Genomic DNA, 18,714 nt, shown 5'->3' with positions numbered 1-18,714 from the left:
GCTAACGAAATATTTGTTGGTTATATTGTTTATAAATAAAATTCATATATTGACAAATGGTTAAATTTGCTAAATAAAACGATGTTTTTTAAAGTTGAAGTGAGATTGGGTTTATATAACTGATTGAAAAATAAAACATAATAAATAATAAATATTGAATTTGTTCTATTGTAGTATTTATTGCGGTGTTTATTGAGAGTAAAGCAGTACGCTGATTCTAATCATGACAAGGAGAGTTGGATGTTAAACCGAGCAAATACAGGTTTGGTGGTTGTGGACGTACAAGGCAAGCTCGCACGCCTTGTTGATGAGAGCGATACGCTGATTGCTAATTGCGGAAAGTTAGCTCACGGAGCGCAGGTTTTGGGGCTGCCAATTATTCGTTTGGAGCAGAACCCAGAGAAGCTAGGTGCAACGGTCGACGAACTGAATGACCTATTGAGTGATGCTAAGCCGATACCAAAATTTACCTTCAACGCGTGTGATGAGCCTAAGTTTGTTGAGGCGGTGCAAGCCAAGGACGTGGATACTTGGTTAGTGTGTGGTATTGAGGCTCACATTTGTGTTTATCAAACCGCAATGGGGTTGTTGGAACTTGGGTACAAGGTTCAGGTAGTTGGCGACTGTGTTAGCTCGCGAACGGCGCTCAACAAGGATCTGGCAATCCGTCGACTAATGGATGCTGGTATCGAAATCACAGGATTGGAAATGAGCTTATACGAACTGGTAAAGGACTGCCGCGCACCAGAATTTAAGCTCATTCTATCCTTGATTCGTTAATCACCGAGAGGCTGTCGGTCGCCACCGCCTCGGTAGGAATCTAACGCAACCTTCAAACGACGCAGCTTGTCGCGCGAACGATTCTTATGATTGACCGCAATCCCCATAGAAAGCACATCCACTAACGCCAACATGGCGTAGCGAGAAGCCGACGGTTTGTAGATGAAGTCAGTTTCCATATGCTTGATGGGTAACAAGATATCGGCAATCTTTGCTAGCGGTGTATCTTGTGGGGTAATCGCAATGATCTTAAGTCCGTACTGCTTAGCCAGCTCTGCCGTTTCTGTGATCACTGGTGTAAAGCCAGTCGCAGAGATCATCACCATTACGTCATTAGCATCTGCCGTGGCTGCAACCATACGTGACATCAAGCCATCGTTGTACGACACCACTGGATAGCCCAAACGAAACAGTCTATGTTGCAGCTCTTGAGAAGCAATGGTTGAACCACCACCCATACCAATAGCAATGATCTGTCTGGCGTTATGCAGCCAGCTGACTGCGGTTTCAACGTCTTGCTCTTTGAACAGAGTGCGGTTGATGTCTAGGCTCTGCTTGATCGATTCGTAGATACCTTGATAGCCCGTTTGGTCAACAGGTTCGAGGATAAAGCGCTGGCCAACGGTTAGTGTCTGAGCCAACTTAATCTTCATATCACGCACGTTGTTACAGCCGATCGCTTTAGCAAAACGTGTGATGGTGGCTTCACTGACTTGAGCACCCTCAGCAAGTTCTGTAATGCTGGCATTGGCAGCAAAATCAATGTCGTCCATGATCAACTTGGCGACTTTCTTTTCTGCATCACGAAGAACAGGGAAACGCTCTGTTATCTGTGAAATGATATCTACTTCTAAACTCAAGAATCCTGATCCTTTGTTGATGGGGCTAATCGTATCACTTAGTTTTTAAGAACCTAGCTCTTAAAGCTGAGCCTTAGCCCCGTTAGTATATCTTATTGCTTCGCTGATTCTAGCTTATTGAAAAATCGAACTAGAAGCAGGTTTCTACCCATTTGGTCACCTGATGTTCGTCATCGCTGATGGCAATGTAGCGCCATTTGTCGAAGGTTAAACACGGGTGTGAGGTCGAGAAGGCAATCATGTCGCCCACTTCAATCTCAGAAGAGCCGTCCGTTTCAACAAAGGTATGTTGATCCATCACGGCAGTAGAGGTTAAGCCTTTCACTGAGATCGCTTCACCATTGCGATAGCCGCGCTCGGCAATCGGTAAACCTGCATCAAAGGCCACATCACGCTTGCCTAGCCCAACCACTAACTTGGTCGGCTCTGGGCGAGAGATAACATATGCCCACACCTCAAGTGCCGATTCTAAATCACCCCCCAATTCACACGCGTAACCTTGGTTTACTTGGGCACGTTGCAACACCTTGCTCTGTGCGTCTAGGTAAATACCTGTGTCGTGAATGGCATAGCAACCCGGGCGGATGATCGCCAAGTAATCGGTTAGGTTTGCTAAACATTCTGCAACCACATCGTACCAAGCAGAGCCGGCACCCGTGATGATAGGTTGCCCTGTAATTAGGCCATCTGATGCCAGGCTTTCGACCGAAGTGAGCGCCTGATTTAAGAAGGTACGAATGTCTTGTTCTGCATTGTCACCGTGAATTACACCCTCGTACACTTCAATACCTGCCAGCGAAAGGGTTGGTGTGTCTTGGATGGTTTGAGCCAGTTCTAGAACTTCTTGTGGTGAACGACAACCACAGCGACCGCCCGGTACACCAAATTCGATCAGTACCTTTAGCGTCTGCTTTGTATTGGTGAAATATTGGTTAAGTTGCTGCACGTTTACCGATGAATCTACACAACAGTAAAAATCGACATCAAATTCGCGAATAAGCTGTTCGATGATCGCCATGTTGGCTTTACCCACCAATTGGTTTGCCATGATGATTCGTTTCGCACCCGCCATAGCGGCAACTTCTGCCTGTGCAGGCGTTGCTACTGTAATACCCCAAGCGCCATTTTCTAGCTGTTGGCGGAAAAAAGCAGGTGTCATTGATGTTTTGCCATGTGGCGACAATTTAACCTGATGGTGATCGGCGAATGATTGCATCCAATTCAGGTTATTGGTTAAGGCGGATTGTTTGATAATTGCTACCGGAAGCGAAATATCTTCATCAACCAGTCGGTAAATACCGTTCTCAGATTGTGATATTGCTCTCCCTTTTTGGCCTTTTTCAGTCAAGACGAAACTATCGTTTTGATACTTTATAACATCTTTATGCGCGGGGTTATGTTTCATTGCTGATTCCTAACATGATTTAAGTTGTTGTTATTTAATGTTTAAATATATCCGTAATCTAATTTGTGGTAGAAACTATCACACAAATTAAAATATTATGTGTGTTTTGTCACTGAAAATAATCGGCTGGATTCTTAATATAGCTCCATCAACACAGTGGATTGAGAGAGTGAAAAATGTTGTTCGATACGATAATCAAAAATGTAGAGGTGTTTGACGGCACCGGCGAACAATCGTTTTGTGCCGATGTAGCAATCCGAGATGGAAAAATCGCCGAAATTGGTCAAATCGATCATGAAGATTGTGGCCAGTTGGTTGAGGGAGCTGGCTTAGCATTGGCTCCTGGTTTTATCGATGTACACACACATGACGATACCAATGTAATTCGTTACCCAGACTGCCTGCCTAAGATCAGCCAAGGTGTTACAACCGTGATTGTTGGTAACTGTGGTATCAGCGCATCACCAACCGTTTTGGCTGGCGATCCACCAGACCCAATGAATCTTTTAGGCGCACAAGCTGACTTTAAATACCCAACTTTCGCCGCGTATGCACAAGCGGTAGAGCAAGCTAAACCCGCAGTAAACGTTGCAGCGTTAGTCGGCCATACGACATTACGTAACCAAGTGATGGACGACCTGCAGCGCACTGCAAGCGAAGACGAAATCGGAGCGATGCAAACCAACCTTGATTTGGCGATGGAACAAGGCGCATTAGGTTTGAGCTCGGGTTTGGCTTACGCCAGCGCTAAACAAGCGAATGCCAACGAAGTGATGCAATTAGCGAAAGTGCTTTCTAGTCACGGCGGCATCTATACCACGCATATGCGCACCGAATTTGAAGAGATCTTAAGCGCGATGGAAGAGGCGTTTGAGACAGGACAATACGCAAAAGTGCCGGTTGTTATCTCTCACCTTAAATGTGCAGGTGCGGGCAATTGGGGCAGAACCGTTGAAGTGCTTGATTTGATGGACAAGGTTTCTGAGCACCAAGATGTGTCTTGCGACTGTTACCCATACTCTGCGAGCTCTTCGACATTAGATTTGAAACAAGTGACTGACGATTTCGACATCTTCATCACTTGGTCTGAAGCAAAACCAGAACACGCAGGCAAAACGCTGAAGCAGATTGCTGATGAAATGAATCTCCCCCTGATGGACGCGGCAAAAGCGCTTCAACCAGCGGGTGCGGTTTACCACTGCATGGATGAGAACGACGTAAAGCGTGTATTGAAATACAAACTGACCATGGTCGGTTCAGACGGTTTACCTAATGACCCGCATCCACATCCAAGATTGTGGGGCACCTTCCCGAAAGTGCTAGGCCACTACTGCCGAGATGAAAAACTGTTCTCGTTGCCAGAAGCGATTCACAAGATGACCGGAATGTCGGCTCAGCGTTACAACTTAGCGGGTCGAGGCGAAGTTCGCTGTGGTGCCTTTGCCGATTTAGTTTTATTTGATCCAAAGAATATTAAAGACACAGCAACATTTGAAAATCCTATTTCAGTTGCTGAAGGAATAGAAAGTGTATTTGTAAATGGTGAGTTAACTTACCAGCAAGGAAAAGTAAGAAATAATCGTTCAGGCGTTTTTATTTATCGAAACTAGAGTTTAAATTATTTATTAAATTCAGGTAATTATAAAAACGGCGAATTAATTTAAATATATTGGAATAGAATTTGTTTTATCTATAAAGCCAATGTTATCTATAAATAAGTGGAGTTAAAAAATGACTATTAAACGTTACGGTGTTGAAGGCGGTACAGGTACAGGCGGACAACATTTACCATTTGCACGTGCAACTGAAGCAGGTGGTTTCCTATACGTTTCTGGCCAGACACCGATGACAGATGGTGAAGTGGTTGAGGGTGGCATTGTTGACCAGTCTCGCCTAGCGATCCAAAACTGTGTCGATATCATGACTGAAGCGGGCTACGGCCTAGAAGACGTAATGCACGTAAAGGTTGTGCTAACGGATTCTCGTTACTTCCAATCTTTTAATAAGGTATTCAAAGAGTTCTTCGGTGCTAACCCACCGGCTCGTATCTGCATGGTTTGCGACTTAGTTGTAGACGTGAAGGTTGAAGTAGATGTGACTTGCTACCGCGCCGATCGCGGATAGTAATAACCTAATCACAATTACCTACTTAGAGAGTATTAGGGGTTAGTCATCCCTGTTATTATCCTTTAATACTCTCACCCTACATTTATAAAAATTACTTTAATTAAAAAAGATAAAATCAATGAAGTAATTATATGAAATATAAAATGAATGAATCATAAATAAAGTTCAGGAATGAACTCAATATTTCACTGAGAGGTGTCAAATGAACAGCACACTTTTTCTTACAGGCTTCGGCGTGTACGTATTATTTTTAATTTGGTTAGGCTGGTTTGTCTCGCGTAATCAAAAATCTGGCGAAGATTTCTTATTAGGTGGCCGTGGCCTACCTATGTTCTTAGTACTTGGTACAACAGTAGCGACGATGGTCGGTACGGGTTCAAGTATGGGTGCGGTTGGCTTCGGCTACGCAAATGGCTGGGCAGGTGCTCTGTACGGCATTGGTGGTGCGATAGGCATCCTATTACTTGCACTTTGGTTTGCTCCGGTTCGTAAATTGAACTTCATGACCATGAGTGAAGAGCTGGCTTATTATGTTGGCGCTAACCGCATCGTGAAAAACGTTGTAGGTGTACTGATCTTTGTTGCTTCAATTGGTTGGTTAGGCGCCCACATTCTAGGTGGCGGCATGTACTTAGCGTGGATTGCGGACATCGATCTCAACCTAGCGAAAATCATTATTGCTGCAGCATTCACTATTTATGTGGTGATCGGTGGTTACACGGCGGTGGTGTGGACCGATACCATTCAAGCTATCATCCTTTTTGCTGGCTTCATCTTGATGGCGGTAATGTCAGTCGATTACATCGGCGGCATGGATAACCTTTACGCTGCGATGGACCCTGCTGCTACAAGCTTTTTAGCAATCGATAAACTGGGCCTTCTGCCTGCTGTGTCTCTGGCTGTGGTTATTGGTGTGGGTGTACTGGCGACGCCTTCATTCCGTCAGCGTATCTACTCGGGTAAAGACGTATCAACCGTTCGTCGCTCGTTTGTTGCATCGGGTGTGTTGTACCTTTTCTTCTCAATCATCCCTGCAATCATTGGTATGGCAGCACATGCGATTGACCCATCATTGGATAACGCGAACTACTCGTTCCCTTACGTTGCTGCAACGGTTCTTCCGGTTGGCGTTGGCATGATTGTTCTTATCGCGGGTCTTTCTGCAACCATGTCGAGCGCAAGTTCAGATGCGATAGCTGGTGTTTCTATCCTACTTCGTGATGTTTACGTGATGTTCACTGGTCGCGTACCAAACAAAGAGTCAATGGTGAACTATTCTCGCTTGGCATTGATTGTGGTGATTGGTTTTGCCCTGTTGTTCGCACTAACGTCAAACGACATCATTGGCTACATCACGAAAATGATTTCAACCGTAATGTCGGGCATGTTTGTGTGCGGTATGTTGGGTCGATTCTGGAAACGTTACAACTGGCAGGGTGCGCTTGCTACTCTAGCGGGTGCATCTGTGGCTTCATTTGTTGTAATGCTAAACGCAGACTACACGGCTTTCTGGGGTAACCCTGTGATTCCTTCTTGTCTAGTAGCTCTAACGGCTGGTGTGCTGGTAAGCCTATGTACTCCAGCTAACCAAGTGACACCAGAAATGGCGAAAGCAATTCTTGATGACGAGCGCGCTCTGATGGAAATGGAATTGTCAGACTCAGGTGTGCTTGAAGAAGACGCGTCTTCTCAACGTCCTGCTAATCAAACAAGCTAATCTAAAACGCTCCACAGCTAGTTAGTACAACAAATTCAGTACAACAAGTTGTGGAGTGGCTTAGCTAGCTCAGGCTCTGCTTCTCGGTAGGGCCTTCTTCCCCATTTATCTCTCTATTTTAGGATCTGCTATGCCTGCATCTTCTAACTTCAATATTGTTTTCTTTGGCGAGTGCATGGTCGAAATCAGCGGCTCTCCATTAACCAAAAAATTCGGCGGTGACACACTCAATACCGCACTTTACCTTTCTCGCTTAACCCAATATCAAAACCTCTCTGTTCATTACGCGACAGGTCTTGGTTGCGATGAACTGTCTCAAAATATGATTGATAGCTGGCAGCTCGAAGGTATCCAAACCAATTTCGTTGAACGCATTGCGAACAAGCTTCCTGGACTCTACATGGTCGAAACCGATGAAACGGGTGAGCGACACTTTCACTACTGGCGCAACGACGCGGCAGTAAAATCTTACTTTCAAATCGATAACTTAAACAAGCAAACCGACAACCTGAATAAGCTTGAAATCGCTCTGACAGAGAAGCAAGTCGACGCGGTTTACATCAGCGGTATCAGTATCGCGATCTTGGATGACGCCTCTCGCGAACGCCTATTCAAAGCCATTAGCGTGTTCTCAAACCAAGGTGGCAAGGTGATTTTTGATAACAACTATCGCCCACAGCTTTGGAGCACTGAACAAGCTCAACATTGGTACGCCAAGTTACTGCCGCTGGTGGACATCGCTTTGATTACCGAAGACGACGACCTGCTGGTTTGGGGTAACTCAGAGAGCGTTCAACAACGCTGCCTGCGTTTGGGTTGCCAAGAGATCGTCATCAAACGTGGCTGTGAGCCATGCAAGATTGTTCAAATTGAACAGGACGATATTGTTGAGAATTATGTTTCAGCGACTCGTGTTTCTAACGTGGTCGACACCTGCGCGGCGGGCGATTCATTCGCGGCGGGTTATTTAGCTGCGCGCCTTACAGGTGAGAGCACCACCGATGCAGCTGAACTAGGCCACCAACTGGCTTCAATCGTTATTCAATACTCTGGCGCAATCATCCCCGTGAGCGTTATGAGCCAACTGATTAAAAAGTAAAATAAAAAGCGGAATTATTATGTCTCAAGAAATGATCAACAAACTTAAGCAATTCAAAGTTATCCCTGTTATCCAAATCAACAAGGTTGAACACGCGATTCCACTGGCAAAAGTGTTAGTAGAAAACGGCCTGCCCGTTGCTGAAGTGACATTCCGCACTGAAGCGGCAGCAGACGCGATTCGTGCAATGCGCGATGCGTACCCAGAGATGTGTATCGGTGCCGGCACAGTATTAACGCCTGCGCAGATCGACCTTGCAAAAGAGTCGGGCAGCGAATTCATCGTGGCTCCGGGCCTGAATCCAAACACCGTAAAACGCTGCCAAGAAATCGGCATGCCAATCGTTCCGGGTGTAAACAACCCAAGCCAAGTTGAGCAAGCGCTGGAACTGGGCCTTAACTTCTTGAAGTTCTTCCCTGCAGAAGCATCTGGTGGCATCAACATGGTGAAGTCTCTGCTAGCGCCATATGTTGATGTGTCTTTAATGCCAACGGGCGGTATCGGTAAACACAACGTGAATGACTACTTAGCAGTGGATCGCGTGGTGTGCTGTGGTGGTACTTGGATGGTATCTCCAAAGATGATCGAGAACGAGCAATGGGATGAGATTGCAGTATTGGTTCGTGAAGCGGTCGCTCTTGTTAACGAGCAATAAGCTTTTGAACTAGCGATAACAACTTTTCGAATGAGAGATAACGAGCAATAGCAGTGGCTGATGGTTCTGTTTTGTGAATCGCCTCCGATAAACAAAACAGAACCATATTTATATAGGAAAACTAATAATGAAAAAAACTATATTATCCCTATTGATTTCAGGGTCAGTAGTGTCCCCAATGGCGTTAGCAATGGCTCCAAATACCGATCTAAATTTAATGCCGTACCCACAAACGGTCGAGCTGCAAGCTGGGCAAGTTAAGGTCGACGGTAACTTCAAGGTTTATATCAAAGGCTTTAACTCTGACCGTGTCGAATATACGGCGAAACGCTTTATTGATCGCCTTGAGCGTCAGACGGGTGTACCGATTCTAAATTGGCAGGTTGGTAGTGCAGGCGAAGCGAACCTGATCATTGATATCGATGCGGCGTCAAAGTCTGAAGTACAAAATATCGACTCTGTAGAGTCCTACAAAATTACCACTCAGGGTGAGCAAATCACGCTGAGCTCTCCAAGCCCATACGGCACGATTCACGGCATCGAAACCCTTTTACAGCTCGTTGAAACCACAGCGACTGGCTACCATATCCCTGCCGTAACCATTGTCGATGAGCCTCGTTTCCGCTGGCGTGGTGTTTCTTACGATACTTCACGTCACTTCATTGAATTCGATGTGCTGATTCGTCAGTTAGATGCGATGGCGTCGGCGAAGATGAACGTGTTCCATTGGCATTTTTGGGACGACCAAGGCATTCGCATTCAAACCGAATCATGGCCGCGTTTGTGGTCTGAAACCGCTGATGGTAATTACTACACCAAAGACCAAGTTCGCTACTTAGTTGAATACGCGCGTAATCTTGGTATTCGTGTGATTCCAGAGGTGTCTCTTCCGGGTCACTCTTCTGCGGTTGCTCACGCTTACCCGCGTTTGATGTCGGGCGGTGAAGGGAAAAACTACGAGCAAGAAAGAGGGTGGGGCGTGTTTGAGCCGCTCATGGACCCACTGAACCCAGAAGTCTATGAGATGCTTGGTGATGTGTTTGATGAAGTGACCGAGCTGTTCCCTGATGAGTACTTCCACATTGGTGGCGATGAGCCGAACTATGCGCAATGGAAAAACAGCGAAAAGCACCAACAGTTCATTGAAGAGAACAATATCGATGGCGAGCGTGGTCTGCAGTCTTACCTCAATGTAAAAGTTGAGAAGATGCTGGAAGAGCGTGGTAAGAAGATGACCGGTTGGGATGAAATTTGGCATAAAGATCTGCCGACTTCGATCGTGATTCAAAGCTGGCAAGGGCACGATAGCATTGGTCGCGCGGCGAAAGAGGGCTACCCAGGTATTCTTTCTACGGGTTATTACCTAGATCAACCTCAGCCGACGAGCTACCACTATCGCAATGACCCAATGCCAACTGGCATCACGGTTGACGATAAGCTGCACAGTGGCGAAAAGTTCGTGACGTATCAATGGGAGAAGCCACGTTCAAAAGGCGGACCACGTAAGGGAACACTTACTATCATTGAAGCTAAGGACGGCACTTTCCGCGCATTCAGTGATTACAACGGCAAGTCTCGCGAAGAGATCTTCATCCTTGATTATGTGCCAGGTAAAACCTTTGTTGGCCACTTCGATAACTTTATGTCGTACACCGAGTTCAACCTGAATCTGAATTCAAATGGTTTTGCCGAAGGTAGTTACCAATTGGTCGGTAACGTGCGTTGGCCAACCACAGGTGAAGTGATTGCGAGCAGCGATGTTGAAGGTAGTGTGATTCCAGAACCGAATGGCGGTTACCCAGCAGAATTAACCGACAAAGAAAAAAAACTTATCCTAGGTGGCGAAATCACTATGTGGCTAGAAAATAAAGACAGCCACACCGTTGAAAACTATCTATGGCCACGCAGCTATGCGATTGCAGAGCGTTTTTGGTCTGATGCTGAATTGACTGACGAGCGCAGCATGTACAAGCGTATGAAAGCGATGGATACATGGTCTGAAGTGTCGGTTGGACTTCGTCATCATGCGGATGCTGACATGTTGTTAAAACGCATTGCGAAAGGCCAAGATATCCACGACCTACGCGTGCTTGCAAAATACACCGAGCCAGCACAGTACTACGCTCGCAACTGGGAAAAGTGGAACTCCACTGAACCTAAGGGCACTTTATACAGCCAATACGAGCGTCTAAACCGCTTCGTTGATGCGTTGCCAGTGGAAAGCTACGCTGTGTATGAGATGCAAGATTTGGTCAATGAAGTGGCGATGGCGACAGGCAATCAACAAGCGCTTGAGCAACTCGCTCAGCATTATCAACAAGCAAAAGCGGCTGCATTCGCAGCTAAAACTGTCTTCGCAGGCAATGTGTCTTCGGTAGAGACTGTGGTTGTCGCTGAGAAAACCGCGGAAGTCGCAGACTTGGCGTTAACCTTGATTGCTAAAGCACAAGCGGGTGAAAAAGTTCGAGCATCAGACGCGAACGCCTATCAAGCGATACTGTCTGAATCAGCGAAGATCTACGACGAATCGATCATCGCGATTGTTCGCCCGACAGAGCTCTTGTTGAAGCAGTTAGCGGAGTAAGCTGTTAACGGATTAACGAAGTAAGTCACACGCTAACAAATGAATCAAAACCGCCCTCTTTGGGCGGTTTTTTAGTTTTAGCGACTCAATAGAATGTGGTGTTTAAGTTCTATGTGAGTGACTACTCACTATCGACATTTTGCAGCGTTAACGTAAATGTCATGCCTTGTTCTGAATTGTTCTTCGCTATTAGGGTACCTTGCATATCCCGCACATTGTTTGCTGTGATAGCTAGCCCGAGTCCTAAGCCTTCGCCCATCTTTTTGTTGGTATGAAACGGTTCGAAAATGGTTTCGAGTTGGTTTTCTGACACGCCACAGCCATTATCTTGCACCTTGATGATCACACGTTGTTGATCGGTATGAGCACTGATAACAATGGTCGCGGGTGTTTGATTCTGCGTAGCGTCCACAGCGTTTCTGATTAGGTTGCCAAGCACTTGACGAAGTCGTGCTTCTTCTCCCATCACCATCGAAATATTAGAGGCGACACGCACGCGAATATCGACGTTGTCTAATTCGGCTTGGTGAATTCGTAGGGTTTCTTGCAGTGCTTCGGTGAGTGAAACTGGATAGGGCTTCTCAAGTCTTTTAAAGGCGAACGACTTTAATTGACTGGTCATATTAGCCATTCTGTCGATGAGGCTCATGACTAAGTCCATGTTCGCTTTCAACATCTTGGTCTCGCCTCGTTCCATCAGTAATTGATTACTTGAAAGCAGGGTTTTTAGACCAGTAAGCGGTTGATTGAGCTCATGAGTGATCGCACTCGACATCCGCCCTAATGCGGCAAGTTTGCTTGATTCCACCAATTCTTGCTGCGCATCTTTGAGATCTTGTGTTCGCTCTTCTACTCGCAGTTGAAGCGTCTTATTGGCGTTTTGAACCGCAATTTCTGCTTTCTTACGCTTGCTGATGTCGATCACGGTACATAGGTAATAAGGCGTTGCATGCCAAGGGAACGAGCTAATAGAGAACAAAACAGGGAAGTAACTGCCATCACTGCGCCTTGCCATGGTTTCGACGCTGGTGATCTCAGCCAGTTCTTGATGTTGTTCCAAGTTTTTGAGTAACTGCAACGTGGTCGAATTTGGATTGCCTGCTTCAAATAATTGCCACGCCTTGATATTGCTGATCATTGAATCAGATAGAGAAAAGTAGTTCTTCGCCATCAGGTTGATGTCGTGGATGCGACCGTGTTCATCGATCAGCACCAGCCCAACATGGGTTTTATTGATCATTCCAGACAGTCGTTTCTCAGACTCTTCGATGAGCTTTTGGATTCGCAGATTACTGAGCTTTTTCTGACGTCTTTGATAAAGAATAACCAGCAACAGCAGAATGAAAAGACAGCCAACCGCCACACTCCAGCTGATCCAGTTCGTGGTCTGGTTGAGGCTGGTTAATGGCGTTAGGTAGGTTAAACGCCAATTGAGGTCGTCTAACTTAATGGATTGGATAAGGTAGTCTTTATCTTGCAGTCGCCACACGCGAATATGGGTTTGGTCATACAGCTCACGTTTTGTGGCTGTGGGCTGAGAATTGAACGTGTCATTGAACCAGTCTGCACTCAGCCTGTTGTCACTGGAGAGAAAGAACTGATCGCGAGGGTTCTGGAACAGGATCGCTTCACCATCGGCGAACCATTGATCGGTTAACAATGACAAATCGATTTGCACCGCGACAATGCCAACCACATCAGAGGCTCGATAAACGGGCGCGGCAATGAAGTAATCGGGTGTCACGCCTTTGTTTTTTGTCACTACAGAGATAGCACCACCTTGCTGGTGGATCTTAGAGACAATCGTGCTGGCGTTCTTTTTACTCAGTTTGCTTCTTTCGACACTCGATACCAACAAATCACCTTCGCCAGAAAGCAGATACCAGCCCTTGGTATTGGCGGCTTTATCCAATTGGATCAGTTGTTTCTTAATGCGTTTTTCAAGGCGGGCTTCACCATCAATGAAACGTACACTGGTTTCATCGTTCGTCACTAGGTAGGGCAGATAATAGAAGCGTTTCAGGGTACGTCTGGCTTCGGCAATGTATCCGAGGAAGCGCTGTTCGGCATAGCGTTGGGCTTGTTCGAGCTTCCATTGGCTTATGCCACTTTTGGTGGTTACCTGAACCAAACCAATTAATAAACAGGCACATAGGAATAACCAATATCGATTGTTATTCATCATTGCTGATCAAATCCTTTTAAAACTAGTGGCTTGCCCCTTTGAACTGGTGGTTTGACAAGGTTTCTGTTTGCTTTTTAAGCCAATGGAGAGTGAGACAAGTTGAAGCTAACAAACATTATAAAACTGTTAAAGGAGTGTTATTCAAAGTGGGAGCTAGCTCCTTTTCGTCTGCGGATTTTTTACATACCGTGGGCGATATTATTCTGATGTAAGTGGCGGAACCAAACTATGCAGCGTATAGCTTTGATTGAAGATGATGCAATTGTGCGTCAAGCAACCAGCCAGTGGTTACAATTAGCGGGCTTCGATGTAACCGCATTTGAGGTTGGGCAAGATGCGTTAAACGCGGTAGAGCAGGGTGACTTCCAAACCATCATTAGTGATGTGCGTTTACCAGATATTGATGGTGTGGAACTGTTAGGACGCTTTAAACATCTTGTGCCAGACGTGCCTGTCATCTTGATCACGGGTCATGGTGATGTCGATATGGCGGTGAAAGCATTACAGCAAGGCGCGTATGATTTCATTGAAAAGCCATTCGACCCTGAGCGTCTGTCTCAAACGGTTTCGGAAGCGGTTGAAAAACATCAAAGTGGCCAAGACAGAAACAGTCGTCAGAACTATCTGGATAACCTGAAGGGTATTGAACAGGTTCTGATTGGCCGCAGCAAAGTGATGTGTGAATTGCGAGAGCAAATACAAAAAGTAGCCTCGATTGATACCAATGTGATCATTTATGGAGAAACCGGCTGCGGTAAAGAGCTAGTCGCTTCTTGTTTGCACGAGTTTAGCCTGCGTAAAACCCATCCGTTTGTGCCGCTAAACTGTGGCGCGATTCCAGAAAACCTCTTTGAAAGCGAGCTGTTTGGACACGAAGCCGGAGCGTTTACTGGTGCCGCTAAACGACGCATTGGTAAGCTGGAATTTGCCGACAAAGGCACAGTGTTCCTTGATGAAATAGAGAGTATGCCGCTGTCGATGCAGGTAAAAGTGCTGCGCACCTTGCAAGATAATGTCGTCGAACGCGTGGGGGGGAATCAGCAACAACATGTTGATCTACGGGTGGTCTCTGCCTCGAAAAGCGATCTACTGAATCACCCCGATTTTCGCCAAGACCTTTTCTATCGTTTGAACGTTGCCCAACTGCATTTACCTCCCCTTAGTGAACGAGAAGACGATGCTTTGATCCTTTTCGAACACTTCACTCAAGAAGCGAACAGTGAAACCCGAGTTGCCAGTGAGGCTGATCGCTATGCGTTGTTGTCGTATGCGTGGCCGGGCAATGTGCGTGAACTGCGTAATGTCGCGATTCGTTTCGCACTGGATGAAAGCCTGACTGTTGGCGATATCTTGGCGTGCCGTCCCAATTCTGTCACAGAGTCCACAACGGCGGGCATCCCATTGGCGGTTCAGGTACAGAGTTTTGAGCGAAAAGTGATTCATGATGCGCTAGTGCGTTATCAGGGGCGCATCAATGATGTGATGCAAGACTTGGATTTACCTCGTCGAACATTGAACCAAAAGATGGTGCGTTATGCGTTGAACCGAAGCGATTATGTCGATTCGTAATTGATGATGAGATTAGAAGTGTTGTCTGGAATCAATGAGCAAAAAATGGCTCATCAGATATTTATCATTTTATAAACATTGATCACGCAAATGTAACACAGTGTGACTTGGCTACCTTTAAACCGATGTTATTCGCGGTTTGGGATAAGCAAAAAATAGCTCATTGATTCGTAGGTAAATAAGCAAGAAATGGCTTGTTTTAGGTGGTGTTTCAAATGAATTTCAATAAAAACAGAAACTTAAAAGTTGGCATTGTGTTTGCTATCTAGCCATTGTTATTAACAAAAATATAACGTGAATAATCCTACATGGAGAGTAACAATGAAATATAACAAGCTAGTTAAAACTTTAGCAATCGCAATGGCCTCTATGGGCCTTATCAGCAACGCCTCAGCTCAAGAAGACCGCAGCTACATTTTAGCGACGGCCTCAACGGGTGGGACTTACTATCCGGTAGGTGTTGCTCTAGCGACATTGAGTAAAGTTAAGCTTGCGCCTAAGCAGCACTTTTCTTTGGCGGCTATTAGTTCTGCGGGCTCGGGTGAGAACGTAAAGTTGTTGAACGAGAACGAAGCACAGTTTGCCATTCTGCAAGGTTTGTATGGTGCGTGGGCGTGGCAAGGGCTTGGTCCATATGAGAAATCAGGTCAACAAACACAGCTTCGCTCTGTGTCTATGTTATGGCAAAACGTAGAACACTTCATTGTGCGCTCTGATTTAGCAAAAACAGGCACCGTGAGCGATTTGGAAAATCTAAACGGTAAGAAATTCTCTATCGGTAAGAAAAACTCAGGTACTGAAAACTCAGGACGCCAGATCATGCAAGGCCTGTCGGTAGATCCAGAACAATTTAAACTCGCCTTTATGGGTTACGGCGGCAGTGCCAGTGCACTACAGAATGGCACCATTGATGGCATGAACACACCTGCTGGCGTGCCGGTTGGCGCAGTAACTCAAGCGTTTGCTGCCTTGGGGGAAGACATTCAAATCCTGTCATTTACCGATGCGCAGATCAAACAAGCGAACGGCGATTACAATATCTGGACCAAGTATGAGATCCCAGCAAACACCTACCCAGGTGTTGATAAGCCGATCACCACTATCGCCCAACCTAACTTTCTAGCGGTTCGTGAAGACATCTCTGAAGAAGATGTGTACCAACTAACCAAAGCTATCTATGAAAACCTACCTTTCCTACAAGGTATCCATAAAGCAACCAAAGCAATGGCACTCGAGAAAGGGATCGCAGGTCTGCCTGTTCCTCTTCACCCAGGCGCTGCTCGTTATTATCGAGAGATGGGCATCGAGATCCCTTCTGAGTTGATCGTTAACTAGCTTATCTGTTGTCAGGTAACTATTGGTTTATGAGCTGTTGGCCTGTGAACTAAATACTGGCCTATGAACTAACGGTTTGTTACGAACTACTATTTGCCATCAACTAACCCCTTCGTGACTTAATTGCTTGGTGCGCGTTCGTTCAAAAATGTGTTCGTGCACCTCCTCACTTTATGGATTTTCTCTGCGCGTTTGCTGTGGAGAGCAGGAGTTTTCTATGAGCGATTCGCTGCAGCAGGAACTGAAAAAATTTGAATTACCGACCCGGACGGATTTCCCGTGGGTGGGTAAAGCTATAACAACAATGGGCGTGATTCTCTCTTTATTACACATTTGGTTTAACACCTTATCTACCTTACCGGAACTTTGGGTTTCGGCGACCCATTTTGCTGGCTTCGCGATTATATGCGCGCTTTGGTATCCCGCCCACATTTCACTTAAAAATAGCAAAATCGCCTTAGCCGTTGATATCGGTATTGCCCTCGCTGCTCTGGCTTGTCTTATCTATATTCCCTTTGCGGAAGACGCTCTTTATGAGCGAGGCGTGAAGTTCATCGCCAGTGATTGGTTCTTTTCTATCTTGGCGATTGCCATCGTTATTGAGTTGATTCGCCGCACCATGGGTTGGTTCATTCCGGTACTTATCTTGGTGTGTTTGAGCTATGTGGTACTTTGGGGACAATGGACCAGCGGTATCTTTCACTTTCCAGGCCTGAGCCTTGAAACATTGCTTTATCGAAGTTTTTACTCATCGGAAGGTATGTTCGGTTCGATCTCAAGAATCAGTTGGACCTTCGTGTTCATGTTCATCCTATTTGGCGCATTCTTAGTGCGTTCGGGGGTGGGTGATTTCATTATTGATGTGTCTCGCGCCGCCGCTGGCAAGGTGATTGGCGGCCCCGGTTTCATTGCCGTGATTGGCTCTGGTTTGATGGGCTCGGTCTCCGGCTCGAGTGTAGCAAATACCGTATCGACGGGCGTAATCAGTATTCCTTTGATGCAAAAGGCGGGCTTCCCTTCGCGTTTCGCAGCGGGTGTTGAAGCGGCTGCGTCTACTGGCGGGCAGCTGATGCCACCTGTGATGGGTGCGGGCGCGTTTATCATGGCGTCTTACACGCAAATTCCTTATGTCGATATTATTGCGGTTTCCTTCGTTCCTGCGCTTATCTACTTTTTGTCGGTGGCCTTTTTTGTGCGTATTGAAGCAAAACGCAGTGGCGTGCAAAAAGTAACTTCTGGCTGTGAACCTCTATTGAAGGTCTTGCTGTCGGGCTGGCATAACTTGATCCCATTAGCGGTGTTGGTGACTTTGTTGGTGAAGGGCTTCACACCGACTTACGCAGCGGGTATCTCGATTCTGTCTGTCGTAGTGGCTTCATGGTTCTCTAAAAATCACAAAATGGGTCCAAAGGCGATCATCGAAGCGCTTTCTCAAGGCGCAAAAAACATGGCGACCACGGCGGTGTTGTTGGTGGGCATTGGGTTAGTCGTCAATGTCATCAGTACCACGGGAATTGGTAACACCTTCTCTTTAATGATCAACAGCTGGGCGAATGGCGAGTTGCTAGTGATGATCGCGTTGATCGCGTTGGCGTCTTTGATTCTCGGTATGGGTTTACCGGTAACGGCGGCTTATATTGTGTTGGGCACTCTGTCAGCTCCTGCCTTGTATAAATTGATTGCTGAAAGTCAGCTGCTCGACTTGTTGGTGTCAGGTCAGCTTCCTGAGCAAGCTAAAGCCATCTTCATGTTGGCTGCACCAGATAAGCTTGATTTGTTGAATGCACCGATGACACTCGAAACAGCCAAAGAGATGATTGCGTTAGTCCCTGCTGATTTTGTGGAAACTCTGCTTGAGCAAAGCTTGGGGTTAGAAGCGATCAGTCTTGCACTGCTTTCGGCTCACTTAATTATTTTTTGGTTGTCGCAAGACAGTAACGTAACACCGCCTGTTTGTTTAACTGCGTTTGCCGCAGCGACTATCGCTAAAACACCACCAATGAGAACCGGTTTAATGGCTTGGAAGATAGCAAAAGGTTTATACCTAGTGCCGTTGTTGATTGCCTACACTAACTTGGTGAGTTGGGATATTACCTCGGTATTGGTCACTGGTGGTTTTGCTATTATTGGCACTTACGCATTTATCGCGGCGATTGAAGGCTATCTAGAGAGCGAAATTAATGTCATTACTCGAGTAGTGTTGGTAGTAATAGGTGCAGCTTTAGTATGGCCTGATGTTTCAGTCGTGATTCGCTTGGTATGTGTCGCCATTTTTGTTGGCATCTTCATCTACAGCGGTCGTAAATACGATGCAAATCAAGTTAAAAAAGAATCAGAAAGTGAGGAAAAAAAGTTACCTCAAACTGGGTCTAACACTGTCGCGTCTTCCCTATAATTA

Annotated in this window: 13 protein-coding genes; 10 read left to right on the top strand and 3 right to left on the bottom strand. The window is 46.1% G+C overall.

The features are described 5' to 3' along the window. The first annotated feature begins 240 nt into the window (after positions 1–240). Positions 241–780: a hydrolase gene (locus tag L3V36_RS03685; RefSeq protein WP_102540035.1), complete on the top strand. Its 540-nt coding sequence runs from the start codon at positions 241–243 to the stop codon at positions 778–780. Here the strand turns inward: L3V36_RS03685 and L3V36_RS03680 are convergent. Both L3V36_RS03680 and L3V36_RS03675 read right to left on the bottom strand, forming a co-directional pair. Beyond that, positions 777–1,640: a MurR/RpiR family transcriptional regulator gene (locus L3V36_RS03680; RefSeq protein WP_004732501.1), complete on the bottom strand. Its 864-nt coding sequence runs from the start codon at positions 1,638–1,640 to the stop codon at positions 777–779. The genes L3V36_RS03685 and L3V36_RS03680 overlap by 4 nt on opposite strands. A gap of 130 nt (positions 1,641–1,770) precedes the next feature. Then, on the bottom strand, positions 1,771–3,045 hold the full coding sequence (locus L3V36_RS03675) for an amino acid deaminase (RefSeq protein ID WP_102447304.1): 1,275 nt from the start codon (positions 3,043–3,045) through the stop codon (positions 1,771–1,773). A 176-nt stretch (positions 3,046–3,221) separates the two neighbouring features. Between L3V36_RS03675 and L3V36_RS03670 the strand changes: the two genes are divergently transcribed. The 6 genes from L3V36_RS03670 to L3V36_RS03645 all read left to right on the top strand — a co-directional run bounded on the left by L3V36_RS03670 (position 3,222) and on the right by L3V36_RS03645 (position 11,227). Further along, a complete protein-coding gene (locus tag L3V36_RS03670) occupies positions 3,222–4,655 on the top strand; it encodes a D-aminoacylase (RefSeq protein WP_065680931.1) in 1,434 nt (477 codons plus the stop codon). Positions 4,656–4,776: 121 nt separating this feature from the next. Then, positions 4,777–5,169, top strand: a complete 393-nt coding sequence (locus L3V36_RS03665; protein ID WP_004732497.1) for a RidA family protein — start codon at positions 4,777–4,779, stop codon at positions 5,167–5,169. Between the two features lie 205 nt (positions 5,170–5,374). Continuing rightward, complete coding sequence (locus L3V36_RS03660; RefSeq protein WP_102447303.1) at positions 5,375–6,889, top strand: sodium:solute symporter family protein; 1,515 nt, start codon at positions 5,375–5,377, stop codon at positions 6,887–6,889. A 130-nt stretch (positions 6,890–7,019) separates the two neighbouring features. Then, positions 7,020–7,988, top strand: coding sequence for a sugar kinase (locus L3V36_RS03655; RefSeq protein ID WP_102447302.1), 969 nt, complete (start codon positions 7,020–7,022; stop codon positions 7,986–7,988). A gap of 19 nt (positions 7,989–8,007) precedes the next feature. Further along, a complete protein-coding gene (locus tag L3V36_RS03650; protein WP_017084927.1) occupies positions 8,008–8,643 on the top strand; it encodes a bifunctional 4-hydroxy-2-oxoglutarate aldolase/2-dehydro-3-deoxy-phosphogluconate aldolase in 636 nt (211 codons plus the stop codon). Between the two features lie 127 nt (positions 8,644–8,770). Further along, positions 8,771–11,227 (top strand): family 20 glycosylhydrolase, encoded by a 2,457-nt coding sequence (locus L3V36_RS03645; RefSeq protein ID WP_102447301.1) that lies wholly within the window; start codon positions 8,771–8,773, stop codon positions 11,225–11,227. A 121-nt stretch (positions 11,228–11,348) separates the two neighbouring features. Here the strand turns inward: L3V36_RS03645 and L3V36_RS03640 are convergent, their stop codons facing one another. Further along, positions 11,349–13,412 carry an ATP-binding protein gene (locus L3V36_RS03640; protein ID WP_102447300.1) on the bottom strand — a complete coding sequence of 688 codons (2,064 nt, stop codon included), beginning with the start codon at positions 13,410–13,412 and terminating at the stop codon, positions 11,349–11,351. Between the two features lie 228 nt (positions 13,413–13,640). Between L3V36_RS03640 and L3V36_RS03635 the strand changes: the two genes are divergently transcribed. The 3 genes from L3V36_RS03635 to L3V36_RS03625 all read left to right on the top strand — a co-directional run bounded on the left by L3V36_RS03635 (position 13,641) and on the right by L3V36_RS03625 (position 18,711). After that, entirely contained in the window at positions 13,641–14,981 is a 1,341-nt protein-coding gene (locus tag L3V36_RS03635) for a sigma-54 dependent transcriptional regulator (RefSeq protein ID WP_102447299.1), read from the top strand. 321 nt (positions 14,982–15,302) lie between these two features. Next, positions 15,303–16,316, top strand: coding sequence for a TAXI family TRAP transporter solute-binding subunit (locus tag L3V36_RS03630; protein WP_004732483.1), 1,014 nt, complete (start codon positions 15,303–15,305; stop codon positions 16,314–16,316). A gap of 217 nt (positions 16,317–16,533) precedes the next feature. Beyond that, positions 16,534–18,711: a TRAP transporter permease gene (locus tag L3V36_RS03625; protein WP_004732482.1), complete on the top strand. Its 2,178-nt coding sequence runs from the start codon at positions 16,534–16,536 to the stop codon at positions 18,709–18,711. Positions 18,712–18,714 lie beyond the last annotated feature (3 nt).

The organism is Vibrio sp. G-C-1, from assembly GCF_021728015.1.
GTDB classification, from domain to species: Bacteria; Pseudomonadota; Gammaproteobacteria; order Enterobacterales; family Vibrionaceae; genus Vibrio; species Vibrio splendidus.
This window is presented reverse-complemented; position numbering and strand designations above follow the sequence as displayed.